The organism is Tepidamorphus sp. 3E244, from assembly GCF_046159835.1.
In the GTDB taxonomy this organism is placed as follows: Bacteria; Pseudomonadota; Alphaproteobacteria; order Rhizobiales; family Tepidamorphaceae; genus JACKJK01.
In genome coordinates this window covers 1,582,345-1,600,971 of record NZ_JBJXCY010000001.1, presented here as the reverse complement: position 1 = coordinate 1,600,971, position 18,627 = coordinate 1,582,345, and the positions used below count along the sequence as shown (strand labels likewise).

The following is an 18,627-nucleotide window of genomic DNA, read 5'->3' as shown; positions in this document are numbered from 1 at the left end:
CTGCCGGGTCACGCGTAGGCGTGCTGTCCGGTTTGCAGGCGCTGCCACTGTTCATCGTCATGTCCGCAGATGATCGTCGCGCCCTTGTCGCGCCTCGCGCGGATCGTCTCGTAGGTGCCGAGCAGCCGGTCGGCGTTCCACGCGTTCAAGGGGGCTTCGTCGTTGTCGAGGTTGCGTTCCAGGGCGACCGCGTCCGACACGATGAAGAAGGTGCCGTCGCGCTCCAGCTCGGCGTGAAGCCCGATTTGGCCGGGTGTGTGGCCAGGCAAGTTCACCGTCACGAGGCGGCCATCGCCCATCACGTCGAGGCTGTCGTGGATGGTGTCGAGGCGCATGGGATGCTCCCATTCCGCCTTCATGTAGCCCATCTTCTGCGCGCCATCGGCATTGGCGGCGACGACCTCGTCGGCATGGCAGAAGAACTGCGCGCGCGTGAAGAACTCGTTGCAGCCGCAATGATCGGGGTGCAGGTGCGAGTTGATGACGATATCGATGTCCTCGGGCTTGAGGCCGACCTCGTCCAGCGCGTGGATCACGTCCTGCTTCGGCGGCGCGATGGGCGTCATGAACTTGGCCATTCCGCCCCAGCGCGCTTCCGCGTCCGTGTTGACGCTCGGGTGGCAACCCGTGTCGAACAGCACGTTGCCGCGCCCATGCCGGAACAGTGTCGAGATGACAGGCAACTCGATCGATTCGTCCTTCTCCGCGCCCGGCACGAAGATTTTTCTGCGCATGCGCAGCCGGCCGCCGTCGAGGAAATGCATCTGCACGCTGTCGCCTGTCCTTCCCGCTCGTAGATAGGTAAGAGCTTGACTATGTTATGGTCGTGAAGGGGGGATCGTCAACATCTCCAGCGTGTTGATCGCGATGCACTATAGTGCGCTGCAGCAAAGGCTTTGTGCCGTGTTGACCGCCACATTTGCAGCCGCTATCAATAGGTAAATACTAACATATGAGGCAAAGCCATCTGCCTCGCCGACCCGGAGGAAACCTCGAGCCTTGAAAGCACCGTGGTTTGATTATCACGCGCCCACGTCGCTCGACGAAGCGCTGACGATCCTGAAAGACGCCGACTTTGACGGCCGCGTCCTTGCGGGCGGGCAGAGCCTGATGCCGATGCTGAACATGCGGATCGCCGATCCGGCGGTTCTCGTCGACATCAACCGGCTGCCCGGCCTGAACGCCATCGAGGAAGACGGCGACACGCTGAAGGTCGGCGCGCTCGTACGCCATGCCGACCTGCTGTCGAGCGACGTCATCCGCCAGCGCTGGCCGCTGCTGCACGAGGCGACCACGCAGGTCGCCCATCCAGCCATCCGCAATCGCGGGACGGTGTGCGGCTCGGTCGCCCACAATGATCCGGCCGCCGAGCACCCGAGCATTCTCGCCACCTACGACGGCACGGTGCTGATCGCCAGCAAGGACGGTGAGCGCGAAGTTCCGGCAGACGAGTTCTCGCTCGGCATGCTGACGACGGATCTTGAATCCGGCGAGATGGTCGTCGGCCTGCGCTACAAGCGTCCGCCGGAAGGCACGTCGACGGCCTTCGTGGAATTCGCCCGCCGTCTCGGTGACTTCGCCATCGCCGGTGCCGCCGCCATGCTGACCGTGAACAACGGGGTCTGCGCGCGCGCGCGCGTGACCATCGTCGGCATGGGCGACGGGCCGGTGCGCGCCGTCGAGGCCGAGGAGTTGCTGACCGGCAAGGACCTGACCAACGGCACGGCGGACCTGTTCGCCGAAGTCGCCGAGACCGTCAGCGCCAACGTGGAGGCGTCCGAGGACGTGCACTCCTCAACCGGTTATCGCCGGCACCTGGCCGGCGTCGTTGCGCGCCGCGCACTCGCCAAAGCACATGAACGCGCCGGGGGAGGGCAGTGATGTCTCGCGAACGCGAAATCGAATTGAAGGTCAACGGCCGCAATCACAAGAAGACGGTGTCCGTGCGCGTCTCGCTCGCGGACTTCTTGCGCGAAAGCCTTCACCTGACGGGCACGCACCTTGGCTGCGAACACGGGGTGTGCGGTGCCTGCACCGTGACGATCGACGGGGCGAGCGTGCGCTCGTGCCTGATGCTGGCCGTGCAGGCCGATGGCTGCGACATCACAACCATCGAGGGCCTGCGCAAGGAAGACGGCGAATGGAGCACGATCCAGACGGCGTTCTTCGAGAACTTCGCCCTGCAGTGCGGCTATTGCACGCCGGGGATGCTGTCCTCTGCCATTGAACTGCTGCGCGACAACCCGGACCCGACCGAGGCCGAGATCCGCGAACACATGTCCGGCAACATCTGCCGTTGCAGCGGCTACCAGGCGATTGTCGAAGCGGTGAAGGCCGCAGCCGCCGCCGCGCGCGCCGAAGGGCAGGTGGAAGCATGAGCGGCTTGCGTCTTTCCAACGAGAAGTCGGTCGGAACCTCGGTTCTGCCCGACGAGGCCCGCCCGCTGCTGGACGGCGAAGCGCGCTTCCTGAACGATATCTCGTTGCCCGGCATGTATCACGTCGCTTTCCTGCGCAGCCAGCACGCACATGCCAACTTGCGCGGTATCGACATCAGCGCGGCGAAGGAGCATCCCGGCGTCATCACGATCCTGACCGGCGCCGACCTGGAGGGAAAGGTCGAGCCGTTCCGCTCCATGCCGAACCGGTTTTCCGGCGGCGAGTCCGTTCAGAACTGGCTGGCGCTGGACAAGGTTCGCTATGTCGGCGAGGCGATCTGCGTCGTCGTCGCCGAGGACCGGGCAACCGCCGAGGACGCCATCGAGAAGATCGAGGTGGACTACGAGCCGCTGCCAGCGATCGTCAACGCCCGCGAGGGCGAGAAGGACGGTGCTGTACTGGTGCACGAGACATGTGCCAACAACCATCTCATCAAGCGCGAATTCAAGCGCGGCGAAGTCGATGAAGCCTTCGAAGCCGCCCATCTCGCCGTGAAGCGCAAGTTCAAGGTTGCGCGCAAGCAGGCGCTCTGCCTGGAAGGCCGCGGCTGCGTGGCCGCATGGCGCGAGGGCGGGTTCCAGCTCTCCGTGTGGATGAGCCATCAGTTGCCCTACGTGGTGCGCCACTTCCTCGCCAAGCACCTGGAAATGCCGGAAACCGACATTCGCGTCATCGCGCCGTCGACCGGCGGTGGGTTCGGCCAGAAAGCTTCGATCTACCCGGAAGAATTCGTCTGCGCGTTCATCGCGCGCAAACTGCGCCGCCCCATCAAGTGGGTCGAGGACCGGCTGGAGAACATGGTCGCCTCGACGCACGCCCGCGAGCAGGAAATCGAGGTCGAGGCCGCCTTCGACAAGGACGGCCATATTCTCGCGCTGCGCTCGGAAATCTGGGTCGATGTCGGCGCCTATTCCACCTATCTATGGTCCGCCGGCATGGAGCCGTTGCAGACCGGCGGCCTGATGCCTGGCCCCTACAAGGTGCCGGCGCTGCAGTACAACACGCGTGGTATCGCCACCAACAAGACGCCGGTTGGTCCGTACCGTGCCGTCGGCCGCCCGTCGGCGTCCGCCTCGCTCGAACTGCTGCTGGACGAGGCGGCCCGCAAGCTGGACCTCGACTACGCGGAGATCCGGCGCCGCAACATGATCGCCGATACGGACATGCCGTATCGCAACTCCAACAACCTCGTGCATGACCATGTCGGCTACCTGCCATGCCTTCAGTTGGCCTTGCAGAAATCCGGTTACGAACAGTTGCGCGCCGACCAGGCGAAGGCGAGCGCGAACGGAAAGCTGCGCGGCATCGGCGTCGCCTGCTTTGCGGAACTGACGGGCCTTGGCACCAGCACCGCTGTCGGCCCCGGCACGCTGTTGCAGCCGGGTCGGGATGCCGTGACGCTGCGGCTGGAGACCTCCGGCGGGCTGACGATTGCTGCAGCGCTTCCCTCGCAGGGCCAGCGCATCGCCACTGCCATGCGTCAGGTCGCAGCCGACGAACTCGGCATCCGGCTGGAAGACATTGCCTGCCAGACCCACGACACTGGCATGGCGCCCTACGGCTTCGGCACGTTCGCATCACGCACGGCGGTCTTCGGGTCGGGGGCGGTCATTCAGGCCGCGAGCCAGCTTCGCAAGCGCCTGCTGGCGCTCGGCGCGTTCATGCTGGACGAGCCGGAAGAAGACCTCGGCATCGTCAACTCGATGATCCAGACCGTGGATGGCGAAAAGTCCATCTCGCTGAAGGAGATGTCGGAGCGCAGTTTCTTCTCCGCCAAGAACATTCCGTCCGAGCTGAACCAGGGTTTCGAGGTCACCGCCTTCTACGACCCGAAATTCGGCAGCTTTGCCGCAGGCGCGCACGTGGTGGTTGTCGATGTCGACCCGGAAACGGGACATATCGAGATCGTCAAATACGTTGCGGCGGAAGACGTTGGCCGGATGATCAACCCGGCTGTCGTCGAAGGCCAGATCATCGGCGGGATCGCGCAGGGGGTTGGCGAGGCGCTGCTGGAGGAGCTCATCTATGACGAGCAGGGCCAGCCGCAGACCGTGACGCTTGCCGACTACCTTGTGCCCTCCGCGCTGGAAATACCGAAGATCGAATTGCACCACGCGAATACCCCGTCGGCTGCGCTCGGCGGGTTCAAGGGCTGCGGCGAGGGTTCGATCATCGGTGCTCTCAGCGGCATCGCCTGCGCCGTGGCGGATGCACTGTCCCAGCGTGGCGGAGATATCCATTCCTTCCCGGCGACGCCCGAGCGCGTGATGCGCGGGCTCGGGCACGACTTCGACAGGGGCTGAGCACCAACACGCCGCAAGGCGAAAAGGAGCGGGACCATGCAACGCGACATTCGTGGACTTGAGGTCGGTACCGAGAGCGAGGAGGCCGTGCGCAACCTCGATTTGGGCGTGGCGGACTACCTCGATTACGGCCAGACGGCCGGCGCGCGCGTCAAGGCCGCGCTGGAAGCGGATTCCAACTTCGCGCTGGCCCAGTGCTATCGCGGCTACCTGCTGATGATGCTGGAAAACCGCGCGGTCTTCCCGAAGATCCAGGCAACCCTCGACCAACTCGCCGCGGCGCGTGACAGCATGACCCGGCGCGAGCAGCTGCATGCCGATGCCTTGCAGGCCTGGGTCAACGGCGACCTGATATCGGCCTGTCTGGCGTGGGAGGCGATCCTTGCCGAATGGCCGCGCGACCTGATGGCCCTCAAGCTGCACCACACGATGGCCTTCTACACCGGGCGCAGCCACGTACTGCGCTCCGTGGTGGAAGGCGTGCTGGGCGAGTGGGACGAGACGACGCCCGGTTATTCCAACGTGCAGGGCATGTACGCCTACGCGCTGGAGGAATGCGGCGACTACGAGAACGCCGAGCGCTGGGGCCGCGAGGCGACCGAGCGCAACCCCGGCGATCTTTGGGCCATCCATTCCGTCGCCCACGTGCTGGAGATGCAGGGGCGCTACGCGGAAGGCTCGAAATGGCTGGACTACCCGGCCGAGCATTGGGCCGACAAGAATTTCTTCAAGGCTCACGTGTGGTGGCACAACGGGCTGTTCGCGCTGGCGCAGGAGAAATACGACGACGCGCTGCGCATCCTCGACGAGGAAATGGCCTCGGTGAACTCCGACAAGTATGTCGATGTCTCCAACCAGGCTGCGTTGCTGAAGCGGCTGGAGATAGCGGGCGTCAATGTGGGTGATCGCTGGGATGCCCTGGCCGCCCATTCCGAGACGCGCATCAACGACCACATCCTGCCGTTCCGCGATGCGCATTTCTGCTTGTCGCTGGCCGCCAGGGGCAAGTTCGACGTGGCGCGCGAGCAGATCGACTCGCTGTTCACGTTCGCGCGCAGCGGCGAAGGCTGGACCGCCGATACGACCGAAAAGATCCTCATCCCGCTCTGCGAGGCGATGATTGCCTACGAGGCGGGTGAGTACGGCAAGGCCTGCGACATTCTTTGGCCGCTGCGCAACGAGATGGCGCCCATTGGCGGCAGCCTCGCCCAGCGCGACCTGTTCACCCAGATCCTGATCGACTCCGCTGTGCGTGCCAAGCGCCTCGGCATGGCCCGCAGCCTGCTGTCGGAGCGGGTCGCCCGTTTCCCCGGCGCCCGTCGCAACTGGTCGGACTACGCAAGCGTGCTGGCCGACCTCGGTGAAACCGACCGCGCCGCGCAGGCCCGTTCGCGCGCCAGCGAACTGGAGACAGGCGCGTCCCACGCCCGCACAAAGGAAGCCATCCAATGAACCAGGCCGTTCTTCCGAAGAAGGTCGAGACCGTCCCGCAGAACAAGTACGGCGCGTTCGACTGGCAGGACCCGCTCGCGCTCGACAAGCTGCTGAGCGAAGAGGAGCGGATGATCCGCGACACCGCGCGCACCTATTCGCGCGAGAAGCTGATGCCGCGCATCCTGACCGCCAACCGCGAGCAGCGATTTGACCGCGACGTCATCAACGAGTTCGGCGAACTCGGCTTTCTCGGGCTCACGATTCCGGAAAAATACGGTTGCGCGGGAAGCACCTACGTCGCCTACGGGCTGGTGGCACGCGAGACCGAGTGGGTGGATTCCGCCTACCGCTCGATGATGAGCGTGCAAAGCTCGCTGGTGATGCATCCGATATATGCCTACGGCAACGAAGAGCAGCGGATGAAGTACCTGCCCAAGCTCGCCTCCGGCGAGTGGATCGGCTGCTTTGGCCTGACCGAGCCTGATTTTGGCTCCGACCCCGGCAACATGGCGACCCGCGCGCGCAGCGTCGACGGCGGCTTCCTGCTCAACGGCGCGAAGAGTTGGATCACCAATTCCCCGGAAGCCGACGTGATGGTCGTGTGGGGCAAGACCGAGGATGGCGTCATCCGCGGCTTCATTCTCGAAAAGGGCATGAAGGGCCTGAGCGCCCCGAAGATCGAGGGCAAGCTCAGCCTCGGCGCGTCGCTGACGGGCGAAATCGTCATGGAAGACGTCTTCGTGCCGGCGGAAAACCTGCTGTCCAACGCGACCGGGCTGGCTGGTCCGTTCGGCTGCCTCAACCGGGCGCGCTACGGCATCGCGTTCGGCGCGATGGGTGCGGCGGAATTCTGCTGGCAGGCAGCACGTGACTACACGCTGGAGCGCAAGCAGTTCGGCAAGCCGCTGGCCTCCAACCAGCTCGTCCAAAAGAAGCTTGCCGACATGCAGACGGAGATCACGCTCGGCCTGCATGCAGCGCTTCAGGCGGGCCGGCTGTTCGATGCCGGCGAACTTGCGCCGGAAGCGATCTCGCTCATCAAGCGCAACAATTGCGGCAAGGCGCTGGATATCGCCCGTGTCGCCCGCGACATGCACGGCGGAAACGGCATCAGCGACGAGTATCACGTGATGCGCCACATGGTGAACCTGGAGACGGTGAACACCTACGAGGGCACGCACGACATCCACGCACTGATCCTCGGGCGCGCGCAGACCGGCATCCAGGCGTTCTTTTGATGCGCGGCCTCTCGCCTTACGCTGGTTCCCGGAGGGACCGGGCATGGAACTGAAGGACCACGCGGACGGAAAGATACGCTGCGGGCGCATCGGTCCGGTCGGGCATCTTGTCATCAATAATCCCGAACGCCGTAACGCGCTGTCGCTCAACATGTGGCGCGCTTGCGCCGAGGTGCTGGCGGAGCTTTCCGCCGACGAAGCCACGCGACTGCTGATCGTGTCGGGCGCGGGCGGCAAGGCCTTTGCGTCGGGTGCAGATATCTCCAGGTTCGGCGACGAGCGGTCCACCGCAGCTGACGTGGAAACCTATGCGGCCGTCTCGTCCTCGGTATACGAGGCCATCGAGAGCTTTCCCAAGCCGGTGATCGCCAAGATCGAAGGCTATTGCGTCGGCGGCGGGCTGGCGCTGGCGGTGTGCTGCGACATTCGCATCTGCGGCGAGGATTCACGCTTCGCGCTGCCGGCCGCGCGGCTTGGGCTTGGCTATGGCTATGCCGCGCAGAAGCGCCTCGCCGACGTGGTCGGGACCGCCTATGCCGGCGAAATCCTCTTCACCGCGCGGCAGTTTTCAGCCGATGAAGCCGCCGGCATGGGGCTGGTGAACCGGGTCCTGCCGCGCAGCGAACTGGACGCATATGTCGACGATTACGCCGCGCGCATTGCAGAGAATGCCCCGTTGACCGTCGGGCTCGCCAAGGCCGGCAAGCTCGCCATCAAAAAGGGCGCGAGCGCCGAGGAGATCGAGCGGCTCAACGACATGGCCCTGCGCTGCTACGCCAGCGACGACTACACCGAGGGCCGCCGTGCATTCATGGAAAAACGCAAGCCGGACTTCACCGGCAAGTAGCAATCGGGGATGACCTCATGGCGCAGTGTTTCGCAATTGAAGACCTGATCCCGGTGGTCGACCCGACCGCCTATGTGCATCCGACAGCCGTTCTCATCGGTGACGTCATCATCGGGCCGGGCGTCTATGTCGGGCCTGCCGCCTGCCTGCGCGGGGACTTCGGGCGCATCACGCTGCGCGAAGGCTCCAACGTGCAGGACACCTGCGTGATGCACGGCTTCCCGGACGGCGAGACCATCATCGACGTGGACGGACATATCGGCCACGGCGCGGTAATCCACGGCGCACATATCGGCAAGGGCGCGCTGGTCGGGATCAACGCGGTCGTCATGGACCGGGTGCAAGTGGGCGAGGGGGCCGTCATCGGCGCCATGGCCTACGTCATGGAAGGTACGGAAATTCCGGCCCGCAGCCTCGCCATCGGCATTCCGGCCAAGGTCGTGCGCGAACTCACCGACCAGGAACTGAAGTGGAAGCACGGCGGCACGCTGGAATATCAACAGCTGGTCGGGCGCAGCCGCGCGACGCAGCGCCCCTGCGAACCGCTCTCTGCGCCGCAGGAGGACCGCCCTCGCTACACCGGCGGCATTTCCAAGACGCTGAAGACCGTTCGCGAGGCCGGCGAGAAGGCCTAGCCGTCGATCGGCAGGAAGGCTGACGGGGACGTCTCGTCTTCGAAGAACGCGATCAGCTCGCGTTCTGTCGCCCGCGATTGGGCGACCTTGATGCGCAGCGACAGCAGCTGGTAGCGGCGCGCCTCGCGGTTCGGCCCGGGATGGGAGCTGACGCGCGCTTCAACCGATTCCAGGAACGAGCGCTCCTCGCGCACGCGCTCCAGGTAGGAGCGCAATTCACGGCGCATGGCGGCGGAATCGGTGAAATTGCCAAGGAAGATGCGCAGCAGCACTTCATCGCGCGTGACGGAGGAGCGGATCGGCTCGCTGACGAAGGCTTCCAGCGCCTCGCGCCCGCTCGGCGTGATCGAGTGGATCTGCTTGTCGGGCTTGCCCTTCTGCGGCAGGTCCTGCGTCGAGATGTAGCCGTCCTCGCGCAGCTTGCGCAGCGTGTTGTAGATCTGCGGCGAGGTCGCGTTCCAGATGAAGTTGATCGAGCGTTCGATGGTCTGCTTCAGGTCATAGCCCGACGCCGGCTTCATCGAGATCAGACCGAGAAGTGCAAACCGGAGCGACATTGCGGGAAACGTGACCTGAGCGTTCGCGTCCGCGCGACGAAAACGCGCGAAACCTGCCCCCCACAATGAAGCCTATCGGTTGCGAGGTCCAGCCCCGCACACAGCAAGAGTGTCGTGAGCGGGAACGAGGAAATGCTTCTGTGTCAGAGGCTTGAGACGAAGTCCGTCAGGATGTTGCGGCAGGTCTCCGGCTGCTCGATCTGGAGCAGGTGACCGACATTCTCCACGCCCACGTAGTCGTAGCCGCCTTCGCTGGCGAGCGCGTTGTTGGCCGGTCCGGTGGGCGGCCCGCCATTGCCCTGCGGGTCCGCGCCGATCAGCTTCGTCGGCACGCCGAGGCTTTGGGCGTCGGGCCACAGGTCCAGCGTGAGAGCCGCCAGGTAGATCGAGGCTTCGAGTTCGCGCGCGCAGGCCAGCGTGTAGCCGCCGTCTGCAGCCTTGCGCGTCACCGCGCGTGCCATGTCGGCGCGCGCCTGCGGCAGCCACTTGGCGCTGGCACGCGCTGCGGCATACTGCGCTTCCAGTTCGGCAGGGTCGGTGAACCGGTCTGGCCGTTCGCTGGCCCACTGGACGAGTTTCAGTTCGAACCCGCGCATGGCTTCGTAGAGCGCATGACCGCGCGGCGGCACGCTCGGCGGGTCGTAGAGCACCAGCGCGTCGTAGGGCGAGCCCAGCTCCACGGCGTTCTTCATCGCGGCGCGCGACGTCATGGAATGGAACACGCCGACGGCCTTTGACGCCGCGCCGAGCCTTGCCTCGACCTTTTTATGGACGGTCGTCAGGTCGCGCGCCATCTGCTGGTAGGTGTGGCCGTCCGCCCCGGTCGGGTCGTTCCGGCCATGGTTGCGCATGTCGAACAGCACCACGTCGAACTGCTCCAGCAGCGGCTCCCAGAACACCTTGTAGCCATCAACTGCAAAGCCGTTGCCATGCGAGATGTAAAGCCGCGTCGCGCCGGCGCGCGGGTGGTGGCGAACGAGGATGTCGGCGCCGTCATCCATGGAGATGATGAAGCTGTCGGGCTGCATGTCTGGGGCCTTCCTGCGTGGTGTCGTGGTCGTGTCAGTCTGGTCTTGCAGGCTGTGGTCTAAGCCGTGCAATGATTCAATGATAACAGAGACTTAGTGCATATTTGGCGTTGCGAGCAGCGCGTGAATTGTCTAGGTTCCCGAAGCGCTTTCGCGGGCCGGTTTGGCTGCCGTGAACGCAGTTTCGAACCGGGGGCAGGGCGATGAGCGACGGGCAGGACCTGATCTATTTCGAGGACATGACTCCGGGGCGCAAATTCGTCTCGCCGGAACGCCGGATCACGGCGGAAGATATCGTCGCCTTCGGCAGGCAGTTCGATCCGCAAACCTTCCACATCGACCCGCAGGCAGCATCCGATACCTTCTTCAAGGCGCACGTCGCGAGCGGCTGGCACACGACCGCGTTTTCCATGCGGCTGATGGTCGAGGCGATGCCGATTGCAGACGGCGTGATCGGCGCCGGGTGCGAGATGATCCGCTGGCCGCGCCCGGTCTTTCCCGGCGATGTCCTGCACCTTGAAATCACCGTCGGCGAGGGACGTGTCTCCGCCAACCGCCCGGAAATCGGAATCGTGTCGATCACCGTGTTGGGCATCAACCAGAACGGCGAAACCGTGCTGGAGATGACACCGAAGCTGGTCGTGCCGGTGCGCGCGCACTGAACGGCAACCGGCGATGACGCGCCGCGCGCTCATGCGTGCCGCGTCAGCCAGTCGTTGATGGCAGCCTGTGCGGCGGGTGCATTTTCCAGCGCGCTGATGTGTCCCGCATCGGGGATCACCAGGTGCTCGCCATTCGGGATCTTCTCCGAGGCTTCCTTCAACGCTTCCGGCGGCGCGCCCTTGTCCTTCGCCCCGCCAAGCAGCAGCGACGGCGCCTTGATCTTGTGAAGCTCCGGCCCGTAGGCGAGCGTCTTCAAGGCCTCGCAGCAGCCCTCGTGGCCGACTTCGTTCGTGGTGCGGATCATCTGGCGCACGCGGTCGAGCACTGGCGGATTGGCGGCCACCGTTTCCGGCGTGAACCAGCGGTTGATGGTTGTCTCGACGAGATTTTCCATGCCGCCGTCGCGCGCCTTGTCGATGCGCGACTGGAAATACGCCGCGTAGTCCGGCGGCGCGTCGGGCCGTGAATCACACGCGATCAGCGACAGCAGCCGGTCGGGGTGATGGATGCCGATGCCGTAGCCGATCATCCCGCCGATGGACAGGCCGATCCAGTGGCTCTTCTCGACGCCGAAATGCTCCCAGATGCCGAGCACGTCGTCGATCAGCATGGGGAAGGTGTAAGGACCGGCAGGCGCTTCGCTCTGCCCGTGGCCGCGCTGGTCATAGCGCAGCACGCGGAAGCGATCCGACAGCATGTCGGCGATCTCGTCCCACAGCGTCAGGTTGTTGGCGAGCGCGTGCGACAGCGTCACCCACGGCGCACCATCAGGCCCGTCGACCCTGCAATTGAAGCGAACCCCGTTCGATTGAACGTCCATTTGAGCGGTCCTTACTTGTCTTCGGCGACGTAGGTGAGTTCCTCGGAGATCTTCAGCTCAACGAGGACGTTTTCCGCTTCAGACTCTTCGCAAAGCGTGGAGCGGTGCGCGATGCCACGCGGGATGAACAGCATGTCGCCGGGCTTCATAACCCGCACGCCCATCTCGGTTTCCCAGCGCAGCGCGCCCTTCACGCAGAAGATGATCTCGTGCGCATCGGAATTGCGATGCCAGAAGCCCATGTCTTCCTTGCTGCGCTTGGACAGGTCGATCTTCACCGTCTTGGCGTCGTACATGCGCAGCGGCTTGCCGTCGGCCAGGCCCTTGTTGGAAGGCTGGAACTTCTCCTCGAAGATGTTGAAGAGGCGAAGCGCCTCGGCATTCTCGAGGACGCCGCCATTGACCATCGGGGAGGAATCCCGCTGCAGGACGACGTTCTTGCCGTCGATGGTGATGACTTCGCGTGTCGGTGTCTTTGACATCGAAAACCCTCCGTGTGCGTGCGCGTTTCGCGCTCAGCTGAGTGAAAAGCGGATCTTGCCGTCGTCGTCCTCGTGCCGTTTTGCACGGCCGTCGAAGACGAGACGGTTGAGATGGGCGAGAGCCTCGCCCATGGCGAAATTGACCTGGTGCCCGTCGAGCGGACGCTTGAACAGCGGTTCGAGCAGTTCGCCCGCCATGCGGCTTTTATGGCCCTCCAGCAGATCAACCACTTCGTTCAGGCGCTCGATATGATGGTGCTTGAGTTCCGCGATACGGGCCTTGGGATTGTGGAACGGCTCGCGGTGCGAGGGCAGCAGGAAGGTTGCGCGGGTGACGACGCGCTCCAGCCGGTCCAGCGAGGCGATGAATTCACCTAGCGGATCGGCCAGCGGCTCCCACGGCCAGACGCTGACGTTGGTCGTGATCTTCGGCAGGATCTGGTCACCAGCAATGAGAATGTCGTCGCGGGCGTTGTAGAGGGTCGCGAGGTCGGGCGAGTGGCCCTGTCCGGTCGTCACCAGCCAGTCGCGGTCGCCGATATTGATGACGTCGCCGGTCGCGATGCGGTCGAACCCGTCGGTCAGTTCGACGCCGGTGTCATACAGAACGGTCTCTTCGCGGTAGAGGCGGATCAGTTCGTCCGACGCACCATTGGCGGCCCAGAAGCTCGCGCGCAATTCGTAGTCGTCGCTGTAGAGCGACTTGAGCGCGGCGTTGGCTGCCATCCATTCCAGCTGGGTGATCTGCGGGCGCAGGTTCCAGCGATCGCAGATGAACCGGCAATTGCCGATGTGGTCGGGATGGAAATGGGTGACGATCAGGCGCTTGATCGGCTTCTTGCCAAGCAGCGCGTCCCAGGCGGCTTCCAGTCGTCCGCGCGTCTCCGCATCGCCGAACCCGCAGTCGATCATGGTGAAGCCGTCCGGCTCCTCCAGCAGCCACAGGTTGACCGCGCGCAGGCTGCGGAACGGCACCGGCACGGTGACGCGGAACAGCCCCGGCGCGACCTCCACCGGCATGTGGATGTCATCTGTCGGCACGATGGGCGCGGCGGTCAGGCTCATGCCGCGCTCGTCTCCGCGTCCGTGGTCTCGCCACGCATTTCGGCGGCTGCTTCCATGATGGCTTTCATCAGGCCCGCATAGCCCGTGCAGCGGCAGATGTGGCCGCCGAGGACTTCACGGACTTCTTCTTCGCTCGGGTCCGGCTTCCGGGCGAGGAAATCGGAAAAGGACATGAGGATGCCAGGCGTGCAGAAGCCGCACTGCAAGGCGTGGTTCTTGCGAAACGCCCGCTGAAGCGCGTTGAGCGCGTCGCGGCTGGGGGCGAGGCCCTCGACGGTGTCGACCTTGCGGCCATCCGCCTGTACGGCAAGCATGAGGCAGGAGCGCCCTGCGACACCATCCACTCGCACCGTGCAGCAGCCGCACACGCCGTGCTCGCAGCCCACATGGGTGCCCGTCTGGCCAATTTGGTGGCGCAGGAAGTCGGTCAGCAGCATCCGCGAGGTTGCCTGTCCGGTAACCTTCATTCCGTTGAGCTCGATGGTGACGGGAACGGTTTCGTCTATCGCTACGCGGCGCATGCGCGAACCTCCGAAATGACCTTGGGGGCGAGCCTGCGCACGAGGTCGCGGCGGAAACGGGCGCTGGCGTGGATGTCGTCGTAGCCGCCAAGCTGCCAGGCGAGATCCTCGATCCGGCCTTTGAGGTCGGAGTCCGAAATCCCGGCTTCGAGGTCGATGCAGGTCGGCCTGTCGGCAACGCCGCCGACCGCGAGCCGCAAGGCGCCGCCCCCGGCCGCGACCACGCCGACCGAGACGATGGCGAAGTCGCCGTGGCGGCGCGCCACTTCTTCAAAGCCTGCGCCCTTCGCGCCGACCCTTGCCGGAAAGCGCACCGCGGTGATGATTTCATCGTCGCGCTTGGCTGTCTGGAGCATTCCGGTCTGGAACTCGGAAGCCTTCAGACGGCGCTCGCCGGACTTGGACTTGAGAACGACTTCGCCTTGCAGCAGTGCCAGCGACAGCGGCAGTTCGGAGCTTGGGTCGGCGTGGGCGATCGAGCCACAGACCGTGCCGCGATTGCGGGTCTGGAAGTGGCCGACCCACGGCAGGGCGCGCGCGATGAAGGGCGCCTTGTCCTCAAGTTCCGGCCACGCCAGCAGTTCGGCCTGCGTCACGGCAGCACCGACGACGATGCTGTCACCGTCCATGCGGATGTCGCGCAACTCGGAAAGCTGCGAAATATCGATCAGCGCCTTCGGCTCGACCAGCCGCAAGTTGAGCATCGCCATCAGCGACTGCCCGCCCGCGAGGATGCGTGCGTCACCGCCGTGCTCGGCAAGCGCCTCGACGGCTTCGCCCAAATCGTCGGGCTGCAGGTAGGTGAAGGGGACCGGCTTCATTTCTTGCCTCCGAACAGGCGCGCAAACCACGAAGGCTTCGATGTGGATGTCTTGTTCGCCGCGACCTCTTCCGGTGCCTTGTCGCCGGAGGCGACGGCTGCGAGGCGCTCGAAGAACTGGCCGATGACGATCTGCGCGGCGCGTTTGATCATGCGCCCGCCGACAGAGGCGACCTTGCCGCCCACGTCGACGCCGTAAGTGTAGGCGATATGCGTGCCGTCATCGCTTGGCGTCAGCGTCACGCGGCCCTTGCCCTCAGCCTTGCCGAGCGGGCCGGTCAGGTCGCCGGATAGTGTCGCGGCGCGATTTTCTTCCATGTCGCTCAGCTTCACGTTGGCCGTGAAACGCCCACGGATCGGTCCGACCCCGAGCGAGACTTCCGCCCGGTAGTGTTCCGGCGTCACGGCTTCGACCGTGTGGCATCCGGGAATTATGTGCTTGAGGCTCTGCGGATCGAGCAGCGCCTTCCAGATCTCCGCAGGACTTGCATCGACGGTGACATTGCCGTCGCCGGTGACGCCGGCGTCGTCGATGCTCGCAGGTGCGCCAACAGGACCAGCCGCCTTTTCAGGTGCGGGCGGTTCTTCGCCTGCGACCAGCGCATTCAGCCGATCGGGCGTTGCGGGCAGCGGGATGTCCTTCACGTCGAGTGCATCGGCAATCGCGTTGGCGATGCACACCGGCGTGCTCATGCAGTTTCCCTCGGCCAGCCCCTTCGCGCCCAGCGGCGTGAATGGGGAGGGTGTCTCGATGTGCATCAGTTCCAGCGGCGGCACTTCGCAGGCGGTCGGCGCAAGATATTCGGCAAAGGTGCCGGACTGGAGCGCGCCGGAATTGTCGTAGACGATCTCCTCGTAGAGCGCGCTTGCAAGCCCCTGGACGAAGGCACCGTGGATCTGCCCTTCCGCCAGCAGCGGATTGATGAGCTTGCCCGCGTCGTGCATCGAGATATAGCGATCGACGCGCAGCTTCATCGTGATCGGATCGATCTCGATGCCGCAGATGTCGAATACGAAGCCATAGGTCAGGGACGTGTTGATCTCGTCCTTGCTGCTCGGCGGCTGCAATTCGTCCGGCGACCAGATGCCGGTTTCGCTCAGCCCCGGCTCGTCGCTTTCCGGCATCAGCACCGGCGACCAGTGCGCAGTACCGGCGACGCGGGCGAACGGCGCACCGTTGTCCGGATTCGATTTCGAGAACACCCGGCCGCCTGCCATGTCGATGTCGCCTGCGACGGTGTTCAGCTGCTTGGCCGCGATGCGGGCGACCTTTTCGCGAATTTTGCCGGCCGCGATATGCGCGGCAACGGCAGTGCCGGGAGAGAAGCGGCACGAATAGGTGCCCGCCGCGATGGACCAAGCGTCCTTCTGCGTGTCGAGCTCCAGGTTGATGGAAATGTTCGCCGGGTCGAGGCCAAGCTGGTCGGCAACGATCTGGGATAGCGCGGTGGCATGGCCCTGTCCCTGCACGGTCAGGTCCGCCGTCACCGACACGGTGCCCACCGCATCGACATTGACGTTGACCATGGAGACCGCGCCGTTCTTCGGACCCTGCTTCTCGCGGACTTCCACCGGATTGATCGTGCTGAGATAGCCCATGTTGGACATGCCCGGCTCGACCACCGTGGCAAGGCCGATGCCGTAGAGCTTGCCCTGCGCGCGCATCTCGTCGCGGCGCTTGCGAAGTTCATCGAGCCGCCCGTCGCCGACGGCCAGATCGATGGCCTTCTGGTAGTCACCGGAATCGTAGAGAGCACCGGCACAGGTGCGGTAGGGGAAGCTGCCGGCGGGGATGAGGTTGCGGCGGATGACCTCGAGCGGATCGAGATCGAGTTCCACCGCGATCCGCTGCATGAGGCGTTCCAGCGCGAGGTAGAGCTGCGGCCCGCCGAAGCCGCGCACAAGCGCTGCCGGCATCTTGTTGGTGACCACCACCCGGTTGACCATGTGCAGGTTGCGGATGTCATAGGCACCCGTCGTCGCGCCATGCATGCGGTAGAGCGGGCCGGGCATCGGCGCGCGCAGGTAGCCGCCATAGTCTTCCATGTTGTCGAAGCGCAGCGCGGTGACCTGGCCATCGGACTTCACCGCGGCCTCGATCTTTGTGATGCGGTTCGGCGCGGAATTGGCGGCCTGAAGGTGTTCCAGCCGATCCTCGACCCACTTCACCGGCTTGCCGACGACGCGCGAGGCGAGAGCCATCAGCACGATGTAGGGAAAGACCGAAAGCTTGATGCCGAAGCTGCCGCCGCTGTCGGCAGGGATGCGCAGGCGCAGCCGTGTGCCGGGAATGCGCAGCGACTTCGCCATCACCGGATGTATGGAGAACGGTCCCTGGAAGTTGGACAGAACGTCGTAGCTGTCCTCGCCGCGCAGGTAGTTCGCGACGACCACGAAACACTCCATTGGCGTGTAGGAACTGCGCGGATACTCGACCTCCAGCGACACCTTGCGGTCGGCGTCGGCAAAGGCCTTGTCCGGCTCGCCATAGGTGAATTCGCGCGTCGAGAGTTCGTTGGAGCCCGCATCCGGGTGCAGGACCTCGGCGTCGGTCTTCACGGCCTCACGCGGGTCCATGACGACGGGAAGCGGCTCGTAGACGACGTCCACCAGGTCGCAACCGTCCTCGGCGAGGTAGCGGTCGTCGGCGATGACGACGGCGACGGCCTCGCCGACGTAGCGCACACGCTCGACAGCGAGTGCCCACTGGTCGATGGGCTTCTTCAGCACGATGAGGAACGGGTCGGAAATGGCGCGGATATCCTCGCCGGTCAGCACCTTGTGCACGCCGGGCAGGGCCTCGGCGCGGCTGACGTCCATGGAGGTGATCTTCGCGTGGGCATGGGGCGAGCGCACAATCGCTGCGTGCAGGGTGCCGACCGGGGCTGCGACATCGTCGGCGTAACGGCCGGCGCCCATCAGAAGCGCGGCATCTTCGCGCCGCTCAAGGCTGCGGCCGACCCATGGGGTGGATTTGCCATCGGTTTCGTCGGTTAAATGCGCATTGCTATGCGCATTTATGTTCGAAGGCTTGTTCACCGGCTTATCGACCCTAAAGCGTTGTTATTTTGTAAGAAACAGCGTTTCCGCGCCCATCTGCTCCGGTCGTGATCCGACCGTGTTGCAGTATTATTGGGCGACGCTAACACCGGGTCCAGTATCGGTAAACCCTTATTGCGCAGTCATGTACCAAAATTGTTGCCCCATCCGCGTCATGCCGGTTATGGTGCTCTTTAGTCGGAGGCGCGCGCGGCGGATGGGTGCGCAACGAGGCAATCGAGGTTGTGGATGGCGCTCGCAAATCCAAAACGGGCTGAAAGTGACCTGTCGATCGAACCGGTGACGCTGGAAGACATTCCCGCGATCGTTGCAATCGATGAGGAGGTCACGGGGTCTGCCAAGGCCGATTTCTGGTACGGATGCTACGCGCGCCAGAACACCGACAACAAGTGCAAGTTTTTCGTGGCGCGGCGCGATGGCGAGGTGGCCGGATACACGCTCGGCACGATTCAGGCATGGGAATTTGGTTCACCGCCATGCGGCTGGGTCGAGGTGATCTCAGTTTCGCCCAGGCACCGGAACTCGCATGTGGCCACGCAGCTGTTTGAATCGGTCGTCGGCTTCTTTCGCGAAAACGGCATCGAGAACGTGCGCACCATGCTGCACATCGACGATCACCAGCTGATCTCGTTCTTCCGCATGCAGGGCATGGCCGCAGGGCCTTATATCGAACTGGAAATGTTCACCGACTGACGTGCCGGTGAGCCCCGAGGAAA

Annotated in this window: 18 protein-coding genes; 9 read left to right on the top strand and 9 right to left on the bottom strand. The window is 64.5% G+C overall.

The annotated features are described in order from the left end of the window. Positions 1–8 precede the first annotated feature (8 nt). Positions 9–764, bottom strand: coding sequence for an N-acyl homoserine lactonase family protein (locus ACKTEK_RS07600; protein ID WP_409164910.1), 756 nt, complete (start codon positions 762–764; stop codon positions 9–11). 235 nt (positions 765–999) lie between these two features. Between ACKTEK_RS07600 and ACKTEK_RS07595 the strand changes: the two genes are divergently transcribed. Genes ACKTEK_RS07595 through ACKTEK_RS07565 form a run of 7 tightly spaced genes read left to right on the top strand, consistent with a single transcriptional unit; the run spans position 1,000 to position 8,895 of the window. Beyond that, positions 1,000–1,881: an FAD binding domain-containing protein gene (locus ACKTEK_RS07595; protein WP_409164622.1), complete on the top strand. Its 882-nt coding sequence runs from the start codon at positions 1,000–1,002 to the stop codon at positions 1,879–1,881. Continuing rightward, complete coding sequence (locus ACKTEK_RS07590; protein WP_409164621.1) at positions 1,881–2,378, top strand: (2Fe-2S)-binding protein; 498 nt, start codon at positions 1,881–1,883, stop codon at positions 2,376–2,378. The genes ACKTEK_RS07595 and ACKTEK_RS07590 overlap by 1 nt, the downstream gene beginning before the upstream one ends. Continuing rightward, positions 2,375–4,741: a xanthine dehydrogenase family protein molybdopterin-binding subunit gene (locus tag ACKTEK_RS07585; protein WP_409164620.1), complete on the top strand. Its 2,367-nt coding sequence runs from the start codon at positions 2,375–2,377 to the stop codon at positions 4,739–4,741. The genes ACKTEK_RS07590 and ACKTEK_RS07585 overlap by 4 nt, the downstream gene beginning before the upstream one ends. A gap of 36 nt (positions 4,742–4,777) precedes the next feature. Further along, a complete protein-coding gene (locus tag ACKTEK_RS07580; protein WP_409164619.1) occupies positions 4,778–6,193 on the top strand; it encodes a tetratricopeptide repeat protein in 1,416 nt (471 codons plus the stop codon). Next, positions 6,190–7,413, top strand: coding sequence for an acyl-CoA dehydrogenase (locus tag ACKTEK_RS07575; RefSeq protein WP_409164618.1), 1,224 nt, complete (start codon positions 6,190–6,192; stop codon positions 7,411–7,413). Before ACKTEK_RS07580 ends, ACKTEK_RS07575 begins: the two co-directional genes overlap by 4 nt. A gap of 43 nt (positions 7,414–7,456) precedes the next feature. Then, positions 7,457–8,260: an enoyl-CoA hydratase gene (locus tag ACKTEK_RS07570; RefSeq protein ID WP_409164617.1), complete on the top strand. Its 804-nt coding sequence runs from the start codon at positions 7,457–7,459 to the stop codon at positions 8,258–8,260. Between the two features lie 17 nt (positions 8,261–8,277). Then, complete coding sequence (locus ACKTEK_RS07565) at positions 8,278–8,895, top strand: phenylacetic acid degradation protein PaaY (protein WP_409164616.1); 618 nt, start codon at positions 8,278–8,280, stop codon at positions 8,893–8,895. On the opposite strand, the gene ACKTEK_RS07560 is transcribed toward ACKTEK_RS07565, so the two are convergent. Both ACKTEK_RS07560 and ACKTEK_RS07555 read right to left on the bottom strand, forming a co-directional pair. Next, positions 8,892–9,452: a PadR family transcriptional regulator gene (locus ACKTEK_RS07560; RefSeq protein WP_409164615.1), complete on the bottom strand. Its 561-nt coding sequence runs from the start codon at positions 9,450–9,452 to the stop codon at positions 8,892–8,894. The two genes, ACKTEK_RS07565 and ACKTEK_RS07560, sit on opposite strands and share 4 nt — an antisense overlap. Positions 9,453–9,595: 143 nt before the next feature. Next, positions 9,596–10,480, bottom strand: coding sequence for an alpha/beta hydrolase (locus ACKTEK_RS07555; protein WP_409164614.1), 885 nt, complete (start codon positions 10,478–10,480; stop codon positions 9,596–9,598). Between the two features lie 203 nt (positions 10,481–10,683). Here ACKTEK_RS07555 and ACKTEK_RS07550 point away from each other — a divergent pair, with 203 nt between their 5' ends. After that, positions 10,684–11,142 (top strand): MaoC family dehydratase, encoded by a 459-nt coding sequence (locus tag ACKTEK_RS07550; protein ID WP_409164613.1) that lies wholly within the window; start codon positions 10,684–10,686, stop codon positions 11,140–11,142. 29 nt (positions 11,143–11,171) lie between these two features. Here the strand turns inward: ACKTEK_RS07550 and ACKTEK_RS07545 are convergent, their stop codons facing one another. The 6 genes from ACKTEK_RS07545 to ACKTEK_RS07520 are packed head-to-tail and all read right to left on the bottom strand — an operon-like array spanning position 11,172 to position 17,770. After that, a complete protein-coding gene (locus ACKTEK_RS07545) occupies positions 11,172–11,963 on the bottom strand; it encodes an alpha/beta fold hydrolase (protein ID WP_409164612.1) in 792 nt (263 codons plus the stop codon). 11 nt (positions 11,964–11,974) lie between these two features. Beyond that, the gene (locus tag ACKTEK_RS07540; RefSeq protein ID WP_409164611.1) at positions 11,975–12,445 is read right to left on the bottom strand and encodes a cupin domain-containing protein; all 471 of its coding nucleotides are present in this window, start codon (positions 12,443–12,445) and stop codon (positions 11,975–11,977) included. Positions 12,446–12,478: 33 nt separating this feature from the next. After that, positions 12,479–13,510, bottom strand: a complete 1,032-nt coding sequence (locus tag ACKTEK_RS07535) for an MBL fold metallo-hydrolase (RefSeq protein WP_409164610.1) — start codon at positions 13,508–13,510, stop codon at positions 12,479–12,481. Then, positions 13,507–14,031 (bottom strand): (2Fe-2S)-binding protein, encoded by a 525-nt coding sequence (locus ACKTEK_RS07530; protein WP_409164609.1) that lies wholly within the window; start codon positions 14,029–14,031, stop codon positions 13,507–13,509. The genes ACKTEK_RS07535 and ACKTEK_RS07530 overlap by 4 nt, the downstream gene beginning before the upstream one ends. After that, a complete protein-coding gene (locus ACKTEK_RS07525; protein WP_409164608.1) occupies positions 14,019–14,852 on the bottom strand; it encodes an FAD binding domain-containing protein in 834 nt (277 codons plus the stop codon). The genes ACKTEK_RS07530 and ACKTEK_RS07525 overlap by 13 nt, the downstream gene beginning before the upstream one ends. Continuing rightward, the gene (locus ACKTEK_RS07520) at positions 14,849–17,770 is read right to left on the bottom strand and encodes a xanthine dehydrogenase family protein molybdopterin-binding subunit (protein WP_409164607.1); all 2,922 of its coding nucleotides are present in this window, start codon (positions 17,768–17,770) and stop codon (positions 14,849–14,851) included. The genes ACKTEK_RS07525 and ACKTEK_RS07520 overlap by 4 nt, the downstream gene beginning before the upstream one ends. Positions 17,771–18,139: 369 nt before the next feature. Between ACKTEK_RS07520 and ACKTEK_RS07515 the strand changes: the two genes are divergently transcribed. Continuing rightward, positions 18,140–18,604, top strand: a complete 465-nt coding sequence (locus ACKTEK_RS07515) for a GNAT family N-acetyltransferase (RefSeq protein WP_409164606.1) — start codon at positions 18,140–18,142, stop codon at positions 18,602–18,604. Positions 18,605–18,627: the final 23 nt, after the last annotated feature.

What these genes read in the sequence shown, in the direction of transcription:
- ACKTEK_RS07565 (WP_409164616.1), top strand. Translation starts at nt 8,278, where the DNA reads ATGGCGCAGTGTTTCGCAATTGAAGACCTGATCCCGGTGGTCGACCCG.
- ACKTEK_RS07600 (WP_409164910.1), bottom strand. Translation starts at nt 764, where the DNA reads ATGCATTTCCTCGACGGCGGCCGGCTGCGCATGCGCAGAAAAATCTTC.
- ACKTEK_RS07530 (WP_409164609.1), bottom strand. Translation starts at nt 14,031, where the DNA reads ATGCGCCGCGTAGCGATAGACGAAACCGTTCCCGTCACCATCGAGCTC.
- ACKTEK_RS07525 (WP_409164608.1), bottom strand. Translation starts at nt 14,852, where the DNA reads ATGAAGCCGGTCCCCTTCACCTACCTGCAGCCCGACGATTTGGGCGAA.
- ACKTEK_RS07520 (WP_409164607.1), bottom strand. Translation starts at nt 17,770, where the DNA reads ATGGGCGCCGGCCGTTACGCCGACGATGTCGCAGCCCCGGTCGGCACC.
- ACKTEK_RS07570 (WP_409164617.1), top strand. Translation starts at nt 7,457, where the DNA reads ATGGAACTGAAGGACCACGCGGACGGAAAGATACGCTGCGGGCGCATC.
- ACKTEK_RS07555 (WP_409164614.1), bottom strand. Translation starts at nt 10,480, where the DNA reads ATGCAGCCCGACAGCTTCATCATCTCCATGGATGACGGCGCCGACATC.
- ACKTEK_RS07560 (WP_409164615.1), bottom strand. Translation starts at nt 9,452, where the DNA reads ATGTCGCTCCGGTTTGCACTTCTCGGTCTGATCTCGATGAAGCCGGCG.
- ACKTEK_RS07550 (WP_409164613.1), top strand. Translation starts at nt 10,684, where the DNA reads ATGAGCGACGGGCAGGACCTGATCTATTTCGAGGACATGACTCCGGGG.
- ACKTEK_RS07545 (WP_409164612.1), bottom strand. Translation starts at nt 11,963, where the DNA reads ATGGACGTTCAATCGAACGGGGTTCGCTTCAATTGCAGGGTCGACGGG.
- ACKTEK_RS07585 (WP_409164620.1), top strand. Translation starts at nt 2,375, where the DNA reads ATGAGCGGCTTGCGTCTTTCCAACGAGAAGTCGGTCGGAACCTCGGTT.
- ACKTEK_RS07580 (WP_409164619.1), top strand. Translation starts at nt 4,778, where the DNA reads ATGCAACGCGACATTCGTGGACTTGAGGTCGGTACCGAGAGCGAGGAG.
- ACKTEK_RS07515 (WP_409164606.1), top strand. Translation starts at nt 18,140, where the DNA reads ATGGCGCTCGCAAATCCAAAACGGGCTGAAAGTGACCTGTCGATCGAA.
- ACKTEK_RS07535 (WP_409164610.1), bottom strand. Translation starts at nt 13,510, where the DNA reads ATGAGCCTGACCGCCGCGCCCATCGTGCCGACAGATGACATCCACATG.
- ACKTEK_RS07540 (WP_409164611.1), bottom strand. Translation starts at nt 12,445, where the DNA reads ATGTCAAAGACACCGACACGCGAAGTCATCACCATCGACGGCAAGAAC.
- ACKTEK_RS07575 (WP_409164618.1), top strand. Translation starts at nt 6,190, where the DNA reads ATGAACCAGGCCGTTCTTCCGAAGAAGGTCGAGACCGTCCCGCAGAAC.
- ACKTEK_RS07590 (WP_409164621.1), top strand. Translation starts at nt 1,881, where the DNA reads ATGTCTCGCGAACGCGAAATCGAATTGAAGGTCAACGGCCGCAATCAC.